12 protein-coding genes and 1 pseudogene are annotated in these 21,327 nt (G+C 59.4%); 2 read left to right on the forward strand and 11 right to left on the reverse strand.

Going from position 1 to position 21,327, the window contains the following annotated elements; translation table 11 throughout:
• From M0D65_RS03690 to M0D65_RS03740, 11 genes and pseudogenes are all read right to left on the reverse strand, one after another.
• A pseudogene (locus M0D65_RS03690) lies at positions 1–655 on the reverse strand (ABC transporter permease); the annotation flags it as partial.
• Positions 609–1,661, reverse strand: a complete 1,053-nt coding sequence (locus M0D65_RS03695; RefSeq protein ID WP_266251211.1) for a microcin C ABC transporter permease YejB — start codon at positions 1,659–1,661, stop codon at positions 609–611. The gene M0D65_RS03695 and the pseudogene M0D65_RS03690, both read right to left, overlap by 47 nt.
• Positions 1,662–1,669: 8 nt before the next feature.
• Positions 1,670–3,604 (reverse strand): extracellular solute-binding protein, encoded by a 1,935-nt coding sequence (locus M0D65_RS03700; RefSeq protein ID WP_245811748.1) that lies wholly within the window; start codon positions 3,602–3,604, stop codon positions 1,670–1,672.
• A 245-nt stretch (positions 3,605–3,849) separates the two neighbouring features.
• A complete protein-coding gene (locus M0D65_RS03705; RefSeq protein ID WP_091020205.1) occupies positions 3,850–6,582 on the reverse strand; it encodes a TonB-dependent receptor in 2,733 nt (910 codons plus the stop codon).
• A gap of 351 nt (positions 6,583–6,933) precedes the next feature.
• Positions 6,934–9,696, reverse strand: a complete 2,763-nt coding sequence (locus tag M0D65_RS03710; protein WP_266251220.1) for a TonB-dependent siderophore receptor — start codon at positions 9,694–9,696, stop codon at positions 6,934–6,936.
• Between the two features lie 357 nt (positions 9,697–10,053).
• The gene (locus M0D65_RS03715) at positions 10,054–10,629 is read right to left on the reverse strand and encodes a helix-turn-helix domain-containing protein (RefSeq protein ID WP_091020201.1); all 576 of its coding nucleotides are present in this window, start codon (positions 10,627–10,629) and stop codon (positions 10,054–10,056) included.
• Positions 10,630–10,850: 221 nt separating this feature from the next.
• Positions 10,851–12,056, reverse strand: coding sequence for a tetratricopeptide repeat protein (locus tag M0D65_RS03720; RefSeq protein ID WP_266251223.1), 1,206 nt, complete (start codon positions 12,054–12,056; stop codon positions 10,851–10,853).
• A 10-nt stretch (positions 12,057–12,066) separates the two neighbouring features.
• Positions 12,067–12,498, reverse strand: a complete 432-nt coding sequence (locus tag M0D65_RS03725) for a biopolymer transporter ExbD (RefSeq protein ID WP_266251225.1) — start codon at positions 12,496–12,498, stop codon at positions 12,067–12,069.
• 61 nt (positions 12,499–12,559) lie between these two features.
• Positions 12,560–12,985 carry a biopolymer transporter ExbD gene (locus tag M0D65_RS03730; protein ID WP_091020194.1) on the reverse strand — a complete coding sequence of 142 codons (426 nt, stop codon included), beginning with the start codon at positions 12,983–12,985 and terminating at the stop codon, positions 12,560–12,562.
• 13 nt (positions 12,986–12,998) lie between these two features.
• Complete coding sequence (locus M0D65_RS03735; RefSeq protein ID WP_266251227.1) at positions 12,999–13,943, reverse strand: MotA/TolQ/ExbB proton channel family protein; 945 nt, start codon at positions 13,941–13,943, stop codon at positions 12,999–13,001.
• 80 nt (positions 13,944–14,023) lie between these two features.
• A complete protein-coding gene (locus M0D65_RS03740; protein ID WP_091020190.1) occupies positions 14,024–14,719 on the reverse strand; it encodes an energy transducer TonB in 696 nt (231 codons plus the stop codon).
• A 1,291-nt stretch (positions 14,720–16,010) separates the two neighbouring features.
• On the opposite strand from M0D65_RS03740, the gene M0D65_RS03745 reads away from it, so the two are divergent.
• Complete coding sequence (locus M0D65_RS03745; protein WP_091020188.1) at positions 16,011–17,096, forward strand: porin; 1,086 nt, start codon at positions 16,011–16,013, stop codon at positions 17,094–17,096.
• A 767-nt stretch (positions 17,097–17,863) separates the two neighbouring features.
• Positions 17,864–21,127, forward strand: a complete 3,264-nt coding sequence (locus M0D65_RS03750; protein WP_266251230.1) for an aminotransferase class I/II-fold pyridoxal phosphate-dependent enzyme — start codon at positions 17,864–17,866, stop codon at positions 21,125–21,127.
• Positions 21,128–21,327 lie beyond the last annotated feature (200 nt).

Below are 21,327 nucleotides of genomic sequence, written 5' to 3' on the forward strand. Positions count from 1 at the left end.
AGGCGAAGATGATCAGCAGGTAGAGGTCTGGCATCGAACTCCAGATCTCGATCAGGCGCTGGCCGATCAGGTCGGTGCGCCCTCCGTAGAAGCCCTGCACCGCCCCTGTCAGCACGCCGAGCAATACCCCTGACACCGTCAGCGCAAGCGCCATCAGCACCGACAGCCGGAAGCCGTACAGCAGGCGCGAGAGCACATCGCGCCCAAACTGGTCGGTCCCGAGCCAGTTGGTGGCCGAAGGCGGCGCCGGAAACGGGTGCGCGGCGAAGTAATCGATGGTGTCGTAGTGGTAGTGGTTCGGCGGATAGATCGCGAAGTTACCCTTCGATTCGAGCCGCGAGCGGATATACGGATCGAGGTAGTTCGCGCGCGCCGGGAAGTCGCCGCCAAACACCAGCTCCGAATAGTCCTTCACGATCGGAAAGTAGTAATGCCCTTCATAGCGCACGACGAGCGGCCGGTCGTTGGCCAGCAGCTCGCCAAACAGGCTGATGACAAACAGCGCACCGAAGATGATGAGGCTCCAGTAACCGAGCCGCTGCTGTCTGAAGCGCCACCACGTGCGCCGCCACGGGGAAGGTGACGGTGCCTGGGTGACGACCGCGGACTCAGTGGTCCATGCGGTTGAACTGGATGCGGGGGTCGACGAGGACATAGCAGACGTCAGCAATAAGTTTGGTTACGAGGCCGATCAGCGTGAACAGGAACAGCGAGCCGAGCACCACGGGATAGTCGCGGCGGATCACGGAGTCGTAGGACAGCTGACCCATGCCGTTGAGCGAGAAGAGCGTTTCGATGAGCAGGTTGCCGTTCAGGAAGGCACCGACGAAGGCGGCGGGCAGACCCGTCAGCAGCGGAATGGCCGCGTTGCGCAGCACGTGCTTCCACAGCACGTCGCGCTCGGCGGCCCCCTTGGCACGCGCGGTCAGCACATATTGCCGGCCGATCTCCTCGAGGAAGGTGTTCTTGGTGAGGATCGTGACGATCGCGAAGTTGCCGACCACCGATGCAGTGACCGGCAACGCGATGTGCCACAGGTAGTCGAGGATCTTGCCCACGACGCTCAGGTCGCTGAAGTTGTCCGAGACGATGCCGCGCATCGGGAACACCTGCCAGAACGTGCCACCGCCGAACAGCATGATCAGCAGCACGCCGAGCACGAAGCCGGGAATCGCGTAGCCGGCGAGTACCAGTACGCTCGTTACCGTGTCGAAGCGCGAGCCGTTGCGCACCGCCTTTGCGATCCCGAGCGGCACCGATATCAGGTAGGTGAGCAGCACCGTCCATAACCCGAGTGTGATCGACACGGGCAGCTTGGAGCGGATTACGTCCCAGACGCTGTCATGCTGGTAGTAGGACTGGCCGAGGTTGAAGGTCGCATAGTTCTTCAGCATCAGCACGTAACGCGTGAGCGGCGGCTTGTCGAAGCCGAACTCTTTCTTGATCTGTTCGATCTGCTGAGGGTCGACGCCCTGGCTGCCGTGATAGCCACCCCCGCCCGCCCCCGCCTCTCCGCCACGGCTGGTGCCGTGGCGGAGTTGCATCATCACCTGTTCGACCGGCCCACCCGGCACGAACTGTGTGACGACGAAGGTCAGTGTGACGACGCCGAGTAGCGTGGGCACCATTAGCAACAAACGTCTGAGTATGTAGGTGAGCATGCTGTTCCTCAGTGAGCAGCGGAGCCAGAAGCGGCGGCGGCTGTGGCCGCGGCGCCCGGCGTCTTTGCCGGCTTCAGGTACCAGTAGTTAATCACCCAGTCTTCATACTGGTACGAATTGGGCACGACTTTCGGAAAGCCCAATGTATTCTTGTAGCCGATCCGCGCGCCCGGCGAGTAGTACTGCGGCACAAGGTAATACGAGTAGATCATCACGCGATCCAGCGCGCGCGTCGCCGCTTCCAGATCGTCAAGCGTGGTGGCGCTCAGTGCGGATTTGATCAATGAATCGACGGCTTTCGACTTAATGCCAGGATAGTTCTCCGAGCCCGGTTGCGACGCCGCTGCGCTGCCGAAGCGGCGCGTCAACTCGATACCGGGAATCGTCACCGGCGGGTAGATAAAGGTGGTCATGTCGTACTCGAAATTGTCGAGCCGCTTCTGGTACAGCGCACTGTCGATTTCGCGGAAGTTCGTCTGGATGCCGAGATTGCCGAGCGCCTGCATGTACGGCAGCGTCAGACGGTCCATCCCGGGCTGGTCATCCATGAACTCGATCGACATCGCTGTACCGTTTGCATCGCGCAGCGCGCCGTCGCGATAGTGCCAGCCGGCCTGCGCGAGCAGATCGCGCGCCTGCTTCAGATTGTCGCGCAGCGAGTGCGGGGGAATCGTGTCGGGCTGCTTCAGCATCGGGCCGAAGGCCTCGGGCGGAATACTGCCGCGCAGCGGTTCGAGCAACGCCAGTTCCTTCGGTCCCGGCATACCGGTCGCGCCGAACGGGCTCGCTTCCCAGTAGCTGTTGGTCCGACGGTACTGACCGTAGAACATCATCCGGTTCATCCAGTCGTAATCGAACGCAAGACCCAATGCGCGACGCACGCGTGGATCCTTGAACATCGGCTTGCGCAGATTGAACAGAAAGCCCTGCATCTGGGCCGGGCCGTCGTCGAATTCGCCCTTCTTCAACAAGCCGTTCTTGAAGTTCTTGCCGACGTATTTGCGCGCCCACTGCGTCGCGCTGTATTCGACATCCACATCGTCGTTGCCCGCCTTGAAGGCTTCGAGCTTCGTGTACTGGTCGAGATAGAGCCTGAAATTGATCCGCTCGAAACGGAACATACCGCGCCGTGTCGGCAGGTCCGACGCCCAGTAGGTCGGATTGCGCCGATACGTGATCGCCTTGTCGTTCTTGCGTGCTTCGATCAGATACGCGCTGCTCGCGATCGGCGGCGACGTTGCGATCTGGTCGAACGGCGGGCGCGTGCCGTCGGCGCGCATGCCCCACTTCGGCGAGAAGACCGGAAGATCGCCGGCGATTAGCGGTCCGTCGCGCTCGGCCTGCTTGAAGTCGAAGCGAATCGTGCTCTTGTCGATCACCACGGCACGCTTGATCACGGAGAACTGCGCACTAAAGACCGGTGAGGCTTGCGGACTTTCCAGCGTATCGAACGAATACTTGACGTCGGCCGCGGTAATCGGATCGCCGTTCGAAAAACGGGCGGCCGGATTGATGTGGAATGTCGCCGAGGTCAGATCGGGCGCGACTTCGACGTCGTTTGCGATCAGTGCATATTCGGAGGCGAGTTCGTCCCAGCTGCGCTGCATCAGCGTGTCGAACATCAAGGTCTTGATGTACGGCGCAGGCGACCCCCGCACCAGATACGGATTCAGCGAGTCGTAGCTTTGCGCTTCGTCGTAGTTCTGAAAATTCAGTGTGCCGTGGACCGGCACGTCGGGGTCCGCGTAGTCGAAGTGGGTGAAACTGGCGGGGTATTTGGGCTGATCGTACTGCGAGATGCCGGAGCTCGCGTGAGCCGCAACTGGTACGACGCCGAGTAGCGCCAGCGCCGTCAGAGCGGTCACCAGCGCCGGGGCAAAACGCCCACGTGCTACGGTTGCAGGCCGCGTGTGTGACGGCCGGAACTTCACGAATTTCATCATCTGCCTGCTTGAAGACGCATACCGGCTTGTGGCCGGAGTGCGGTTCGTCAACGACGCGACGGCAACCGGAGGGTTGCCGCTTGAGTCACTTGGGTGTCCGACTGCGGCACCTTACTGCGGCGCTTCGATCTGCGCGCCATGCTGCTGAAACAAGACGATCGCTCCGTGTCTCAACGCGCGAGACCGGAGCGATCTGTTCATTACACAACTACGCGACTACACAACTACGCCACAAGCTCAAAGGCCTAGAACTTGTAGGTTGCACCGATCTGTACATAACGGCCGATATACGTGTACAACGACTGGTCGTAACCGGTTTGATCGGTGGTGCTGAGCCACAACGGATCGTACGGCGGCGCCCGGTTGAAGATGTTATTGATACCGCCGTAGATCGTCCAGTGTTTGAAGCCGTTGTAGGCGACGTTCAGGTTGAACTCGCTATACGACGCGGTGGAATAGTTCAGACCCAGTGCGTTCGAGTACGGCCCCGTGTATTGCCATTGCAGATCCGCCGTGAACTGATGGTACGCCCAGGACAGATCCGTATTGCCCTTCCAGCGCGGGAACGAACCGCCAAACGGCTGCGAGAGCGTCAGGTCATTACCCGCACCGTCGACCGTTGAAGACAGACCGCCAATCCCATTCATCTTGAAGTGCCACACATACGTCCAGTCAGCCGACAGCTTGAACGTACCTACCTTGGTAGGCAGCGACTGTGAGAACGTCGTTTCGAAGCCGTCCGTATCGAACGAACCGAGGTTCTCGTATGTGTTCAGCATGTACGCGATCGAACCATCCGGGTTGAGAACCGTACCTGCCGGATCGATCGTGGTGCCGATCGCTTTGTCGACGTGAATCTTGTACCAGTCGAAGCCGACGTCGGTCGTACGCGTCGGCGACAGTTCGAAGCCGATGTTGTAGTTCTTCGTTTTTTCCGGTTGCAGCGCCGGGTTGCCTCGGGTCACGACGGTTTCGTTCTGACCGTTCGGGCCGACTGGCTGGATGCCGAGGTTCGACGAATTCGTGTTCTCGAGGAATTCCGGTGCGCGGAAGCCTCGGTTATACGATGCGTACGTGGTCAACTGCTGAATCGGCTGGAACCGCAGAGCAAAACGTGGTGAGAACGCACCGCCAAAGTCGCTGTAATGGTCGTATCGACCCGCCTGACTAAACGTCAGCATCTTGTTGATCAGCGGAATATCGATCTGGTAGTAAGCCGCGGCGATGTTGCGTTCACCGTCGACCGTCTGGAGATTAGGATTGAGAATTCCGCCATTCATCGTGGCGCCGTCTTCTTCGATCAGTTCGCTTTCATGCAGGAACTGCGCACCCAAACCCAGGCCGACATCGCCCGTCGGTATGTGGAACAGGGACGGCGTCGACAGGGTTGCGTCGAACGCATCGAGCTTCGAAATACCGAGGTTGCTCGACTGCGTGAGTGCACCGTTCAGACCGTTCGGCGTCGCGGACGGATTCCCAAAGTTATACGTGCCGTTTTGCAGCACCGCCGTCAAGCCGGTCGGGTTGAACACACCGTTGGTCGTATTGCTGACGGTACTTTGCGAATGGGTGTACCCGGTGTTCCAGTCCCAGTCATCTCCGTACAGCGAGAAGGTGCCCTTCACGCCCGTGCCCGCACGCCAGAAGTTCGAATTCGTCTTGACGTTGATCGTAGTCGGAACAGAACCGAAGAACTCCTGCGGAACGCCGGTCGTGTTGTACGGATTGTTTGCCGGCACCAGCGACGTATACGGGCTGACCGTTTTGGTAACCGGGTTGTACTGGAGAAAGTTGCCGATTGCCGCGTTGAAATCGCTCGTGGTCGTCGTGTTGTAGCTTTCCCACAAGTCGGCGTACGCGGTCGTCTGGTCGTTGATCTTGAAGTCGGCGTGGACCTTGGCGTTATAGCGTTCGGTCATCGGTTGAATCGATGTGTCTTCGGCCGTATTCTTCAGGCAGACATTGCCTGAGCTGACCGAGGCTCTCTGACTCGCGATGATGCTGCTCGTGTACGGCGCAAGCGTGCCGCCGGCGCAACCGAACGGTACCGACGCAGCACCCGTCGTCGGGTTAAGGAAATACGTCGGGTACTGGATACTGCCGCCAAACGGCTTGTTGCTGAAATCTTCGTTCTTTGTCGTGTCGCGATCGGCCAGCGTAAAGCCGTTTGACTTGTAATAGCTGGCCGTTGCCGTGACGTTGAAACCGTCCGACGCCAGGTTGCCGAAGCCGCCCAGAATGCCGAACTTGGTCGTACCCGCACCGCCTTGCGTTGCACCGCCATAGCCGCCGTCGAGCTGCAGGCCCTGGAAGTTGTGCTTGGTGATGATGTTGACGACACCGCCGATAGCGTCCGAGCCGTACTGCGACACCGCACCGGTCTTCACGACTTCGATGCGATCGACGATGTTTAGCGGGAGCGTATTCAGGTCGAAGAACTGGTCGGTGCCGTTGACAGCAAATGCGAACGGCGCAACACGCTGACCGTCGACGAGCACCAGCGTGTACTTTTCACTGAGTCCGCGCAGTGCGATACCGGCACCGCCCGCGGCAAAGCTATCGTCGTTGGCTTCACCCCAGCTATTTGCCGAGTTGGCCGAAATGGAGCGCACATAGTCGGACACACTCTGCGCACCCGAATCCTGGATCTGCTTCGGGGAAATGACCTGAACCTGCTGGAACCCGGTCTTGTCAGCCTGTCGAATCAGCGAGCCGGTCACTTCGAACGTCTTCAACTGCTGGACTTTGCCCGTGGGCGTCGCAGTGCTCGTCGCAGCGCTCGTAGTAGTGTCCGCCGGTGTCGCTGTCCCGGACGAGGCAGCCGATGCGGCCGGTGCAGCCGCCGCGGGCGCAATCGCAGTGCCTGTCGGCACAGCCGGCTGACTCTGCGCAAACACAGGCCCGGCTACTGCAGCCGACAACGCCAGCTCAGCCCAGATTATTCGTTTAACGGCTAACGCCAATGCACGCTGTTTCATTTTTCCCCTCTTGCTTGTCAGTAGGGCCACGCCTATATATGTGAGGAGAGCTCTCGTGGATCTCTCCCATCGATTGACTACGGTCTCGCACTGCACCCATCTACAGCATCTTGCTTACCCGCCAGGCACTACATACCTAAACGCCACCAGAGCGACACTGCTTGCATCCGCAGCGCGACCGCTGGAATTTCATGGTTCTTATTGTTGTTCTGGTCGGAGCATGTCGCGACGACGCCAGTCGCTATCGGCGCGCAGACTCGAGTTATCGTCGGATCAAAAAAAGATCGCTCCGGTACCGCAGACCAAAGACTACGAAACCGGAACGATCGACCCTAAACCTGCCACGACGCCTTAGAACTTGTAAGTAGCGCCAACCTGTGCAAAGCGCCCGATGTACGTGTACAGCGACTGGTCGTAACCGTTTTGATCGAGCGTCGAGTTAGCAAACAGTGGATCGTACGGAGGCGTGCGATTGAAGATGTTGTTGATGCCGCCGTAGATCGTCCAGTGCTTGAAGCCGGTATAGGACATGGTCAGATTGAACTGGCTGTACGAGCCAACGCGGCTTGGCAATGCCGGATCCGGCTGCGCGTTCTGCGCGTACGGTCCTGTGAATTGCCACGTCAATGCCGTATCGAACTTGCGATATTCCCAGTCCAGTGTCGTGTTGCCTCTGAAGCGCGGGAAGCTGCCGCCGAACGGTTGCGTGATCGTGTAGTTGTTGCCGGCGCCGTTGATCGGACCCGAAGGCAAACCGAGCTTGAACTGGTTGACGTACGCCCAGTCGCCCGACAGCGTGAACGTACCGACCTGCGTCGGCAGCGCCTGACGGAACGTGGCGTCGAAACCGTTGGTGTCGAGGTAGCCGAGGTTCTCATACGGGAACACCTCGTAGAGAATCTGACCGTTGGCCGGATTCGTGACGATCTGCTGCGGCGTAAGCGCCTCGCCGATCACGTGGTCGACGCGGATCTTGTACCACTCGAGACCGAGGTCGGTTGTACGGGTCGGCGAGATCTGGAAGCCGAGGTTGATGTTGCGCGTGCGCTCAGGCTGAAGGTCCGGGTTGCCCGACGTAATCGTCGTGACCGGACCGTTCGCAAGCTCCTGAATACCCAACGACCGCGACGTGGCGTTCTCGACGAACGTCGGTGCGCGGAAACCGCGGTTGTACGAAGCGAACATCGTCAGCGCCTGAACCGGCTGATAACGCAAGGCAAAGCGCGGCGAGAACGCACCGCCGAAATCGCTGTAATGGTCATAACGTCCGGACTGGCTGAACGTCAGGTTGTGGATGATCGGAATGTCGATCTGGTAGTACACGGCCGCGACATTGCGATTACCTTGTACATTTTCCAGATCCGGATTGGCGATCTCGCCGGTCAGATATTCGGCGCCCTGACCGAGGAATTCGCTTTCGTGCAGGAACTGTGCGCCGAAACCGAGGCCGACATCGCCTGCCGGCAGATGGAACAGGTTCGGCGTGGAAATCGTTGCGTCGACGGTATCGAGCTTCGAGATCCCGATGTTGTTCGCCGTCGTGTACAAACCGTTCAAGCCGTTAGGCGTCGAGGACGGATTAGCGAAGTTGTAGATGCCGTTCTGAAAGACGTTGCTCAGTACGTTCGCATTCAGGACGTTCGAGTAGGTATTGGACACCTCGCTCTGCGAGTGGCTGTACGACGTCGCCCAGTCCCAGTCGCCATACGGCGCGGTGAACGAACCCTTTACGCCGGTAGAAAACCGGAAGTAGTTGGCGTCCGTTTTCTCGGTCGCGGTGTTCGGGAAGGCATAGGTGAGTGCCGTCGGAACACCGTACGGGTTGTACTGGTTGCTTGCCGGCACCGTATTGTTGAACGGAGTGAGTGCGCCACCCGGCCCGAGCAACAGCGTCGGCGTCTGCGGGCTACCGGTGACGTTGTTCCAGAGGCCGTCGTTAGTCGTTGTCTGGTTGTGGCTTACCCAGATATCGGCGAATGCAGTCGTAGTGTCGTCGATCTTGAAGTCACCATGAACCTTCAAGCTTAGACGCTGCGCTTCAGGAACGATCGACGTGCTGTTCGCCGTGTTGTATCCGCAAACCGTCCCGCCCTTCGTGCTCGAACCGAGGAAGTTGCTCCCTGCCGGTTGCACGGATCCACCGAACGGGCAATTGCTCAGCGCCTGTGCGTTGCCATTAGGCAGGTTCCAGTACGACGGCGCGAGCAGCGAAAAGCCGCCCGGCTGATTCGTGAAGTCCTGGTTCTTCGTCGAGTCGCGATCGGCCAGAGTCGACCCCGCGTCCTGGTACACGCTACCGGCAACCGTGATGTTGTAGCGGTCCGCGTTAAGGTCGCCGAAGCCACCCAGCACGCTGAACTTCGTCGTGCCGTTGCCACCGCCGCTAGCAGCCGTGCCGCCATAGTTGGCGTCGAGTTGCAGGCCCTGGTAGTTGTGCTTCGTGATGATGTTGACGACACCAGCAATAGCATCCGAACCGTATTGCGACACAGCGCCCGTCTTGACGATTTCGATCCGGTCGATGACGTTGAGCGGCAACGTGTTCAGGTCGAAGAAGTTATCCGTGCTGTTCGAAAAGAACGCAAACGGGGCGACCCGTTGACCGTCCACCAGCACCAGCGTGTATTTTTCGCTGAGGCCGCGCAGCGCCATACCGGAGGCGCCAGCGGCGAAGTTGCCGGACTGGCCTTCGCTCCAGCTGTTAGCCGAGTTGGCGGCCGTGTCGCGCAGGAAGTCCGCGACTGTCGAGGCACCGCTCTTTTGAATGTCTTTAGCCGTGACCGTTTGAACCGCCTGGAATCCCGTCTTGTCCGCCTGACGGATCAGCGAGCCGGTCACTTCGAAAGTCTTGAGCTGTTGAACCTTACCGCCACCCGCCGCGGTACTTGTTGTACCGGCTGCCGCTGGTGCGGTCGTCGCGGCGCTTGCGGCCGGAGCCGTTGTCACGCCGGAGGCTGCAGCGGGCGCTGCCGCTGCGGGAGCAGCCGTGCTTTCCGTTGGCGTTGCGGTAGCCGGCTGGCTCTGTGCAAACACCGGTACAGCAACAGCCGCCGATAAGGCCAGTTCGGCCCAGATTATTCTTTTGATGGCCAACGCCAATGCACGCTGTTTCATTTTCCCTTCTCGCTTGTCAGTAGGGCCACGTCAGTATGTGAGGGGAGGCCCATGGCCCCACCACTTGATTGGCGGCGATCGCGCGCCGCGCTTCATTGAAGTTGCCCCACGTACCTGCCGCTTGCCACACCCCTGTGTGCGGAGAGATAAACAGGACACTTCAGTTTTTTAAAATCGCACTACTAAGTTATTACAAAATACCGATTAATTTCTTTCTAATGCATTTCTATATTGCTTAAATGCCAGCTAGCATGAGTCCTTTATCCACGACTTTTCGTAGTGGAAATCGTCACAACATTAAGGAATGCTTTCATGATGGCGTGATACAACAACTGGTTCTGCGCACTTTGGCTAGAACTAGAACAATCCCGGTGTCCCTACCCACACGAGCACGGCCTCTTCGCCGGCAGTATTCGACCACGCGTGCGGCACCGTCGATTCAAAGTGCGCGGTGTCCCCTGCTTCAAGTACGAACGTCGTATGTTCGAGCGTGAGCGATATCTGGCCGCTCATCACATACAAAAACTCTTCCCCTGCCCGCGTCGTCACTTCCGACGACGTTTCTCCGACCGGCATCCTGACCAGAATGACTTCCAGCTGGCTACCGACCGATAAATTCGTCAGCCGTCCAAACAGGTTGCCGGTGCCGGCGAATCCAAACAGCTTTAGTTCTTTGCCCCGACGCACCGATCTCGCTTCGGTCGGTGTGTCGATGAAGTACTGCACCGTAACGCCCAGCGCGTCGGCAATGCCGACCAGCGAGGAAATAGACGGTGTTGCGTGACCGCGTTCTATCTGCGACAGAAACGATTTCGAAATGCCCGCTGCCGTAGCTGTTTCATCCAGCGTCCACTTAAGTCTCTGACGGAGTGCACGGATCTTTTCGCCTAATGCTGTCGTAACTTGTGTCTTGTTATCGAATGGCAAAACCATAGCAAGTCAGAATCCCGTAGTCAAAATTTGTTTGGCATAGCAAAGTAAATTCCATCGAGCGTAATGTCCCGGTCAGACCCTACGAGAGATGCTTTGCACTCGTCTCTGGCAGAAACCGGATGCTCCGGCTGCTGGAGAGACTCACGGGAAATCTGAAGTCGTCTTCCTCCACTCAATAAGCGGGTTGGTCCGCGTAGTCGCGGACCAACAGACCGCCGCTCTTATTTCGATGCGACCAGTATCCACAAACGCGCAAGATCAGCCGAACCGTCGTCGCCCTTGACCGCACGAAACGCCTGGATCGCCTTGGCCTTCTGGCCCGCGATGTAATACGCCACGCCCAGATGCAGTTGCGCCTGATCCGGGTGATCGAGACCGCCCTTCGCAATCGCCGCTTCCATCGCGGCCAGACCCTGTGCTGCCTTTCCTGCGAATACGAGGTTAAAGCCCGCATCGATCGGATCGACCGGGTTGGCAGGATCGGCCGGCGCCGCCGCGCGCTTCGCGGCCAGTGCCTGCAGGCGCTTCTCGCGATCCGCACCGGCGTCGTGGCCGAGTACGCCGGAAGTAAAACCCTGGTCGATGACCTGTTTAGCCTCTGCCGTTGTGCCCGCAACGATCGACAGTTGCGTCATTTCCATGTAGTCGTCGGGCGTCGTCAGCGCATTGGTCGCGCGGCGCAGCCGGTACGTATCGATGTCCAGCGCCGACGCATAGTGCGACTTGCTGCGGATCGCGTGGAACAGATCGTCCCAGTACGACTGCTTCGGGTAATACGCCACCAGCTTTTCGAGCGCGCCGCGATAAGACGTGTCGTCCTTGACGCGCTGCGCGCAGGTCGCGAGCAACTGGAGCTGCGATTCGTCGGGCGCGTGGCCCGCACGCGCCGTCGCGTCGATACCCGGTCGAACCAGATTGACGACGCTCGTGCAATCGTTCGACAGGTAGTAGGACTGCACCAGCAGAACCCGCATATCGGGATCGGTGCCGCCCGCCTTCTGATATCGCTGCGCAACCCTGATTGCCTGCGCGTAGTTCTTTTGCTGGAAGTAGATTCCGGCGAGCGCCGCTTCGGTGCGCTGCTCGTCAGCGCCCTTTAACTGGCCCGAGCTCAGCAGCGACTCATAGGCCTGCGCGGCCGTGGCGTTATCGCCCGCTGCCGCCGCTGCGGCACCGCGCATTTCCTGGACCATGTAGGTTTCGTAGGCCGTCTTGCCCGGCACTGCCGCAGCCTGATCGATCTTCGTCAGCGCATCCCTGTACTTGTGCGCACGGTAGAGATCCTGCGCGGCGTTCAGCGGCTTAGCCACGTCGGGGCGCAGCGTATCTGCCGCAACCGACTGTGTGGGCTGCATGGCAAACGCGCACAGCCCTCCGAAAGCAGCCGCGACGATCGCGCGTCCGAACCGTTGGTGGATCACTCGCATTCCTGCTTCCTTATTGCATGTACTGCTCATTGCCGATCAGGCCGATTTTCGTTGCACCCAGACGCTGTGCCGAAGCCATCACTGCAGCAACATCCTTGTAGGGCACCAGCTTGTTCGGGCGCAGATGGATTTCTGCCTGGACCGGTTCAGCGGCCACTTGCGACAGCTTCGCTTCGAGTGCGGCGCGGTCCGGTACCAGCACACCGTTCCACGTCGTCGTGCCGTCGAAGTCGATATCGATCTGCACCACTTCCGGCTGTACGAGCGGCGGCGGTGGATTGCCGATCGGCAGATTCATCTTGATCGAGTGCATCTGGATCGGAATCGTGATGATCAGCATGATCAGCAGCACCAGCATCACGTCGATCAGCGGCGTGGTGTTGATATCGACCATCACTTCCGGTTCAGCGTTGCGGCTGCCCGAAGATACGTTCATTCCCATACCGACTCCTGTCGACCGGACCTGGCGTTTTCTTTAGCGCCCGGTCCGATCCCATGCAAAGCTAGCCACCGCGCGCGGGCGGCTCCGTGATAAATGAAACCTTCGCGATGCCGGCACGCTCGCAGGCAGTGATCACGCGACCGATAAACTCGTAGCGCGTGTTCTGATCGCCGCGCACGTGAATTTCCGGTTGCGGCAACTGCTCGGAGACACTCTTCAGGTCGGCCAGCAAGGTCGGTGCATCGACCAGCTTTTCGTTCCAGAAGAAATCGCCGTCGCGGTTCACCGCTACCGTGATGCTCTTGGGCGCGGTCTGCAGCGGCTGGATCGTCTCCTTCGGCAATTGCAGCGGTATGTTGTGTGTCACCACCGGAATCGTGATCAGGAAGATGATCAGCAGCACCAGCATCACATCGACGAGCGGCGTGGTGTTGATATTGGAGATGACTTCGTCGTCATCCCCTTCCTGCCCAACGCTCATTGCCATAGCCGACTCCTGCTTATTGGGCCAGCGATGCCTGGCGAGCCTCAGCACGCGTCGAACGCATGCTGCCGGCGAGCAGGACGGTATGCAGCTGCGCGCCGAAGTTGCGCACACGCTCCATCACCGACTTGTTACGACGAACCAGGAAGTTGTAGCCGAGCACCGCGGGAACTGCCACGGCCAGACCGATTGCGGTCATGATCAGCGCTTCACCCACCGGGCCTGCAACCTTGTCGATCGATGCCTGGCCGGCGATACCGATGGCCGTCAGCGCGTGATAGATACCCCACACCGTACCGAACAGACCGACGAACGGTGCCGTCGAGCCGACCGTACCGAGGAAGGCCAGGCCGTCTTGCAGACGGTTCGATACGTTGGTGATGGCGCGCTCGACCGAGGTGTCGATCCAGGTGTTGCGATCGACGGCTTCGAGCAATGCTTCGTCGTGGTGTTCACCGGCTTCGATCGCGGTTTCGGCGATGAAGCGGAACGGCGATGCTTCGTCCAGCAGCTTCGCGCCTTCGACGAGCGACGGTGCGGTCCACAGCTGTTCGTCGGCGCTCTTCGCACGACGGTTAGCGCGGAACTGTTCGAAGAACTTCGTGATCATGATGTACCAGCTGCCCATCGACATGATCACCAGCAGGATCAGCACGAAGCGTGCGACGAAGTCGCCGTTCTTCCAGAGTGCGCCGAGGCCGTACGGGTTGTTGACGGTTTCTGAGGTGGCGGGCTCAGGCGGCGGTGCCGGCTGGTCGGCGGACGGCGCAGCGGTCTGTGCCGTAGCCGTTTGCGACGCAGTTGCGTCAGCCGGTGCAGCCGTAGCTGCCGGGGCCGCCGATGCGGCGGCTGTTGCATCGCTTGCCTGCGCATACGCAAGCTGCGGCGCGACAAAAGTACCCGCCGTGGTCACGGCCATCAACATGCTTGCGGCCAGTGCGGCCAGAGTTCGCTTCTTCATACCTGCTCCAGTTCATGCGTTGAACCTGTAAACCCGGATTAAAAACATCGCTACCGGTACCGTGCGTACAGCCAGTGCGCTCAATTCAAGGTGAATGAGAACGGAACCTGTACTCGGACAGGCTGGCCTTGCGAAATACAACTGAACCGCTTGACCGCGTTGAATGCCGCACGATCCAGTGATGAATCTTCAGACGACTTCGCGACGCGTTCATTCGTAATGTGGCCCTGCGGATCGACTACGAATTCAATCAGCACATCACCCGTGGTGTTGTTTTCCATTGCTTCCTTCGGGTACGGGATCGAACCGCGTATCTGATCGGAGTTCGGGCACACCACACCGACTTCCGTACTCGGCGCCTTCGTCGGCGTCGGCGCAACGGGTGCCGCCACGGCAGGCGCGGATACAACGGGCGCTGACTGATGGGTAATGGTCGCCTGCGGCGGCGCCTGGACCGGCACTTCCGGCGGCGGCACGAACGGCGGCGGCGGCGGCGCGAACTTCGGCGGCGGCAATTGCACTGTGGGAATAGGCGGCGGAGGCGGTGGCTTCACCGGCTCGATGATTTTCGTTTCGATGGGATGCTGGATGACCTGCACCACCTTGGTGGCGAGACCGTTGAGCAATGCGTAGATCAGTACGATGTGCAGCAGAATTACGACGCCGATGCCGCCAAAACGGCGCACGGGGGTTTGTTGCTTGCGCCCAAACTCTCGCGGACGCCCCGGTCGTTCAATCCGGGCTGTGACTGCAGGAAGTTGCCCTTCGACTTTCATACTTGCCTTTGCTCCTCCAGCGTGAACCATTCATTTCGGCGCCGCAGTGGGTTGTCTGCTGCAGATCATGTTCGCCAGGTTCTTCGGTAAAAAACGCCGGCGGCTTGATCTGGAGTCCGAAATTGACGTTGTACTACCTGAACCAGTTGAATCCCGACTGCCTCATCCAATGCACTGCGCATGGGCACGCGATACGCAGCCGGCGCATTGCAGGCTGGAAATCGCGATTTCACATTCCGATCCGTATAAACACTAATAGACCGCACTGCTTATATGTCGCGCCGGTTTCGCGTCCGCTATAGCAACAAACTCATGCACGGAAACTTCGCGTTATCGGCCAATCGGCGTTAACATCTGTGCTGCCTTTCATGGGAGGCGAAGATAGCAGGTCAAAAAATCAAAGGTCAAACTTTTTTTGATGGGAGCAAAAGAAGTTTGCCGGGAATACACTTTGCGACATCTGTGAAAAGGCTGTTATATATTTGAAAGGTTATGCCTCGCAGGTTTTCCGGTGCTGTTCCGAACCTTCTTTCCCCTACCCACCTGGCCCTGACCGACGTGCTGTACACGCACGATCGACGCAGCAGCCAACCCGCAGTACTCGACGAAGCCCGACCCTCCACCGTCCGCATGCGGATTTCCCGCAAGACCGTTGGCAAGTCACAGGGCTGCAAATCACATCGCGACCTCGTAGTAACCCTGGGTACAACGACACGCTGACCAGGTTAACTACGGAAAGAAGGCAAAACTTCAACTTTCCTCAGGCCGGGTTTTGCACGCTTCGAATGAACACTCTAAATCGTCTTTTTCACAACATTACAATTAACAATTTTCAAATTACGTTTATACGACTTCAATAGAAGTAATTTGGAAGGTGCTTCGCGCAACGTCGTTTAACCTGTTGAAAGGAAATGTAATTACGCGTGGGTTCTCGCGATTCGCATTGCGCTGCGGCACATGCGTAGCGCGCCGCACGTCCGGCTTCCTGTGGTGCTTCCTCCCTGACGTGTCTATATCCGGCCGCAGCCGAATCTGAAAACTGCGAACTCAAAGATCGAAATATCGTTCACGCAGCCAGACCGTGAAAATCACGATGAAAATCGTCGCTGCCGGTAAGTCAACTCCATGTTGCGGCCGGGCTACATTCATACGAATTCATCCCAGGTCTTAATTTGTCGGAAATATCATCGCGACTGTTCATGCGCGGGATACCGCTCGCGCAGCGAATTTCACGCTATAGCGGACGCCATACCTTCGCGCACCGCCGGCCCAAGTAACCAAAGGGGATTTCATGAAGAAGACCACCGCGGCGCTCGGCGCCGCTCTGCTTGCACTCTCTGCCCAGTCCGCTTTCGCACAGAGCTCAGTTACGCTGTACGGCCTTGTCGATACCAGCGTGCGCTACCTGACCAACGCCAATGCCGGTAACGACAGCCAGATCGCCATGGGCGAAGGCGTCGAAACGCCGAGCCGCTTCGGCTTGAAGGGCAGCGAAGATCTGGGTGGCGGTACGTCGGCGATCTTCAAGCTCGAGAACCAGTTCCAGCTCTGGTCCGGCAAGTTCGACAACAGCAACAACACGCTCTTCCAGCGCAATGCCTATGTTGGTCTGTCGAACAACCAGTACGGCGCGCTGACCCTCGGTCGTCAGCAAACGCCGTTCTTCGACATGATGGGCAACACCTTCGACCCGTTGACGGTCGGCGATTACTGGCAGGACAGCTGGGTCTATAACCCGGTCGGCCCGTTCCTGTTCACGAACAGCTCGGTCAAGTACAACGGCACGTTTGGTGGCCTGCACGTGGAAGGCATGTACGGCTTTGGCGGCGTACCGGGCAGCACGGGCCAGAACAGCATGTATGGCTTTGCCGCGTCGTATGCGCTTGGGCCGCTCGAGGCCGTCGCCGGCTTCCAGCAGAACGACGTCTCCGGCAAGAAGTTCAACATCGCGAACGTGGGTGCGGTCTATTCGTTCACACCGACGCTCAAGGTGCTGGCAGGCTGGTTGCATTCGCAGGACAACACCGGTCTCGCCGACGTCGATATGCAGCAGTCCGGCGCACCGACTCTCGCGCACGTGAGTCCGAACCGTATCGACGACAGCTTCTACGTCGGTTCGACGTGGCAGGTGACGGCACCGCTGGCGCTTACGGTGGCCGGCTACTACGATCACGCGCGCAACGCGGCGCAGCTCGACGGATCGCTTGGCAACGGTATCAACTATTCGGCTACGGTGCTTGCCGAGTACTCGTTGTCGAAGCGCACTGAGGTGTACGGCACGGTCGACTTCACCCGTGGTAACGGTGCGTTCCTTGCGGACTACCCTGGCCGCAATAACCAGACCGGCGTCGCTATCGGTTTGCGCAATATCTTCTGATCGGGTTCTGTTGCGACGAGAAGCAAATGTCGGAATCTTTTGAACAGTGACGACATAGCGACGGAATAGAACTACGCGGCGGTCTTCGGACCGCCGTTTTTTTTGCAGCCTGGCGATCGACCTCTCTCGCACATCAATCGCAGATATCGGAGAACACTGCTACGTACGTGGCCCGATACTCGAATCCACTCGCTGTGGCGCCAGAATCGGGCAGCTTGTGGTGCACCCCCTCCTCCGCGACTCGGCAGGCGCATGCCGAACACTGCGTCTCATCGACCTGTTCACCACCATGCGCATCCATCGATTCACTTCACGAGTTTGCAGTGGATTTAGATATGGCTGCGATAGCGCCTCGCTATAAGCAGCCATACGCAAACGTAACGCTCCAGCCATTGCGTAGTCTTACCCCGTACTGCCGGGAGAGTCTTACTAACTCTTGTGAATCGTCCATGTCGATTGTTTCCGGGACAGACATCGCGAAACAAGCCGAGTCTAATGGTCGCCAATGTCAAATGACTCTCTGGAATGAGCTCACGAAATCCACGACCAACACACCCGACTCCACGAAACCTACTTTGTGCCACACCGTGAGCAGTACCAGGTTTGCAAACCGACCTTGTTGCGAACCTCGATAGCGACCGTATCTTGTTTAAGAAAATAACGGAATGAATCTGTAGAACTCCTTCATTAATCGCGTTTCCTCCCGAATATTTCAGGGCTGCGGACGCAACCATCGTACACGCAACCATTTCCTGACAGAAATATTCATGAATCCGCTCTCATCAGCCTTGCAATCGCATGCCGCCAGGCGGCCGGACCAATATGCCTTTCGATTTCTCGGCGATGGAGAGAATGAGACAGACGCATTGACGTGGAGCGCGCTCCACCATGGCGAAATGCAGCTGGCCTGGCACCTGCAACAGATATGCGCCGTCGATGACCGGGTCGTACTGATGCTGCCGCAGGGTCCCAATTTCGTACTGGCGATGGCGGCCTGCCTGCGCTCAGGGGTGATTGCCGTGCCGACCAACTCGCCTCGCCCGGGTGGGCGCGGTTGGGACACCGTACAGAACATCATCGCGGACTGTGCGCCGCGGCTGATACTCGCAACCGCCAGCCAGGCCGATGCTATCGAGAAAGCGCTCCATGCAGACGGCCGGCACGCGAGCGTCGCGGTGCTTCCGATCGAGACGCTGCTATCGGGCCACGAGCAGGCCGATCCGCGCGGCGGCGCAACGCTGGCGTTACTACAATACACATCGGGTTCGACAGGCAATCCGAAGGGTGTGATGGTGGGCGTCGACAATCTTGCGGACAACCTCGAAACGATCCGGCTGCGCTTCGATTGTTCCGAACATGCCCAGGGCATCATCTGGTTACCGCCCTACCATGACATGGGCCTGCTCGGTGGCGTTCTGCAGCCTTTTCACAGCGGCGTTCCTGTCGTCATCCTGCCGCCTGTCGCAGTGATCCAGCAGCCGAAGCGCTGGCTGCGCGCGATCTCGAAGTACCGCGGCACGATCTCGGGCGGCCCCAACTTCATCTACGAGCAATGCGTGGAACGCATCGGCGAGGCCGAATCGGATAGCCTGGATCTGTCGAGCTGGAAGAACGCATTCTGCGGCGCCGAACCGGTCCGGGCCGAAATTCTTGAACGTTTCGCCGAACGCTTTTCCACCTGCGGTTTTGCACGCCGTGCGCTCTATCCGTGCTATGGCCTGGCCGAGAGCACGCTGTTCGTCGCCGGTACGCGCGCGAGCGGGGACGGCATGCTGGTCAATCACTTCGACTCGCAGGATCTCGGTGTCGACAAGGCGGTCAGCTGTGAGAAGTCAGACCACACGATCGCACTGGTCGGACACGGTGTACCCGCCGACAACCAGGAAGTCGTGATCTGCGATCCAGTGAGCCGCAGACAACTCACTGCGGGTGAAATAGGCGAGATCTGGATCAAAGGCCCGTCGGTTGCGCGCGGCTACTGGAATAACCCGGTAGCTACTGAAACGACCTTCCAGGCCCACACTGCATCCGGTGCCGGTCCGTACATGCGCACCGGCGACCTCGGTTTCTACCTCGATGAAACGCTGTACCTCAGCGCCAGGCTAAAGGATCTGCTGATCATTCGCGGCCGGAATCATTATCCGCAGGATATCGAGGACACGTCTTGCGCGAGCGACGAAGCACTGCTGTCCGGTGGCACGGCAGCGGTATCCGATGGCGATGCGCTGATCGTCCTGCAAGAAGTCCGCCGCGAATTTATCGCGAAGGTGGATGTCGATACGGTGCTGCGCAAAATTCGACTCGACATCGCGAAGCGTCACGACATTGGTGTCGAGAAGATCGTGCTCGTTAAGCCCGGTACGCTGCTGCGAACCTCGAGCGGGAAAATCCGGCGCGCGGCCATTCTCGATGCGTATCGCGCCGGCAACCTGCCCGCAATCCATGAATGGCAAGCGCTACGAGACGACACCGCGGACGATCTGCCGGAAGTCGTGACGCTGCCGCAGGATGGCGTCGACGAATGGGTCAGGCGCTGGATCGAAAAGAAAGCCGGCGATACGCTGGCCGCCACATCGGCCGAGGTCCGGCTCGACGAGCTGGGACTCGATTCCCTGCAGCAGGCGACGCTCGTTGCCGACCTTTCCACGCTGATCGGCGCACCGGTGCCGGTGGACATGTTCGCGCGTCATACGCAGCTGCAGGGCTTTCTCGACGAAGCGAACGCCGTGTATCGCTTTGCGGCGGGCTACAAGTCGCTCGACCCCAGCATGCGCGAGCGTCTGTATCAGCAGCTTGGCGAAACCCGGCCTGCGCTGCAATTCGAGGACGTGGCCACGATCCCCGCCGAGTACTACGACATCGATCGTCTGTCGGGCATCGCGGACATCGATGCCCGCAGCCGGCAGCTCGAGAGTATCGGCTCGCCGTTCTTCACGACGCATGAAGGTATCAACGGCGCGCAGATGACGATGGGAGAGAAGGCTTACCTCAACTTCTCGAACCACAACTATCTCGGGCTGTCGGGACATCCGGATGTCGTCAGCGCTGCCAAGGCTGCGGTGGATCAGTACGGCACCAGCGTCTCGGCGGCTCGCATCGTTGCCGGCCAGCGCACGGTACACGTCGAGCTCGAGCGGCAGATCGCGGCCCTGACCGGGCATGAAGACGCCCTGACCTTCGTCAGTAGCAACTTCTGCAATGTGACGGTTGTCGGGCACCTGATGGAACAGGACGATCTGATCCTCTACGACGAATACAGCCATGACAGCCTGCTGCAAGGCGCGAAGCTCTCGGGCGCGGCAATGCGCGCGTTCCCGCACAACGACTGGAACGACGTCGACCAGTTCCTGTGCGCAGCACGCGGCAAATACCGCAAGGTAATGATCTTCATCGAAGGTGCATACAGCATGGATGGCGACATCCCGGAGCTCGCGCGTTTCATCGAGGTCAAACTGCGCCACAAGGCCCTGCTGATGGTCGACGAATGCCTGTCGATCGGCGTGGTAGGCAAGACAGGCCGTGGGATCTGCGAGTATGCCGGCGTCGATCCGACGCTGATCGATATCACGATGGGCGGCATCAGCAAGAGCTTCGCGAGTTGCGGAGGATATATCGCCGGCAGCCGCTCGTTCATCAACTACCTGCGCTACACGACCCCTGGCTTTGTCTACACGACCGGCATGCCGCCCGCCAACGCGGCCGCGGCCCGCGCAGCGATCGCGACGGCGTTGAACGAGCCGTGGCGCGTGGAGGAAGTGCAGCAGCTGGCGCGGCACTTCCTCGACAAGGCGCGCTCGCTTGGGCTGGACACCGGCCCAAGTAAGGACACGCCCGTGATCCCGGTGGTGATCGGCGATCAATCCCGCTGCGTCAACGTCTATCACAAGCTGCTGCAACACCACATCAACGTGCAGCCGATCCTGTATCCCGCTGTCCCGGAGAACAAGTCGAGGCTGCGCTTCTTCGTCAACTACGGCCATACCCGGCAGGACATCGACAAGGCGCTCGAACTGGTCAAGGAATTCATGTGACACGCGACCACTTCCCTCTTCACGGTACGACGCCGGGTGTTACGCACGACGCGTTGGCCGCGACGCCACCAAAGGAACGCGGCCGGTATCGCCGGGCGTGTCTGTTCCTCGGGCATAACGCCGCTGCCATGGTGTGGAACGATGCGAACGACCTGTTCGCTATCGAAGACGAAAAAGAAAGTCGCGCGAAGGGCGGCGAG

The organism is Paraburkholderia sp. CHISQ3, assembly GCF_030464945.1.
Classification (GTDB): domain Bacteria; phylum Pseudomonadota; class Gammaproteobacteria; order Burkholderiales; family Burkholderiaceae; genus Paraburkholderia; species Paraburkholderia megapolitana.

Coding starts and splice junctions, on each gene's coding strand:
- M0D65_RS03695 (WP_266251211.1), bottom strand. CDS start 1,661: ATGCTCACCTACATACTCAGACGTTTGTTGCTAATGGTGCCCACGCTA.
- M0D65_RS03700 (WP_245811748.1), bottom strand. CDS start 3,604: ATGATGAAATTCGTGAAGTTCCGGCCGTCACACACGCGGCCTGCAACC.
- M0D65_RS03705 (WP_091020205.1), bottom strand. CDS start 6,582: ATGAAACAGCGTGCATTGGCGTTAGCCGTTAAACGAATAATCTGGGCT.
- M0D65_RS03710 (WP_266251220.1), bottom strand. CDS start 9,696: ATGAAACAGCGTGCATTGGCGTTGGCCATCAAAAGAATAATCTGGGCC.
- M0D65_RS03715 (WP_091020201.1), bottom strand. CDS start 10,629: ATGGTTTTGCCATTCGATAACAAGACACAAGTTACGACAGCATTAGGC.
- M0D65_RS03720 (WP_266251223.1), bottom strand. CDS start 12,056: ATGCGAGTGATCCACCAACGGTTCGGACGCGCGATCGTCGCGGCTGCT.
- M0D65_RS03725 (WP_266251225.1), bottom strand. CDS start 12,498: ATGGGAATGAACGTATCTTCGGGCAGCCGCAACGCTGAACCGGAAGTG.
- M0D65_RS03730 (WP_091020194.1), bottom strand. CDS start 12,985: ATGGCAATGAGCGTTGGGCAGGAAGGGGATGACGACGAAGTCATCTCC.
- M0D65_RS03735 (WP_266251227.1), bottom strand. CDS start 13,943: ATGAAGAAGCGAACTCTGGCCGCACTGGCCGCAAGCATGTTGATGGCC.
- M0D65_RS03740 (WP_091020190.1), bottom strand. CDS start 14,719: ATGAAAGTCGAAGGGCAACTTCCTGCAGTCACAGCCCGGATTGAACGA.
- M0D65_RS03745 (WP_091020188.1), top strand. CDS start 16,011: ATGAAGAAGACCACCGCGGCGCTCGGCGCCGCTCTGCTTGCACTCTCT.
- M0D65_RS03750 (WP_266251230.1), top strand. CDS start 17,864: ATGAATCCGCTCTCATCAGCCTTGCAATCGCATGCCGCCAGGCGGCCG.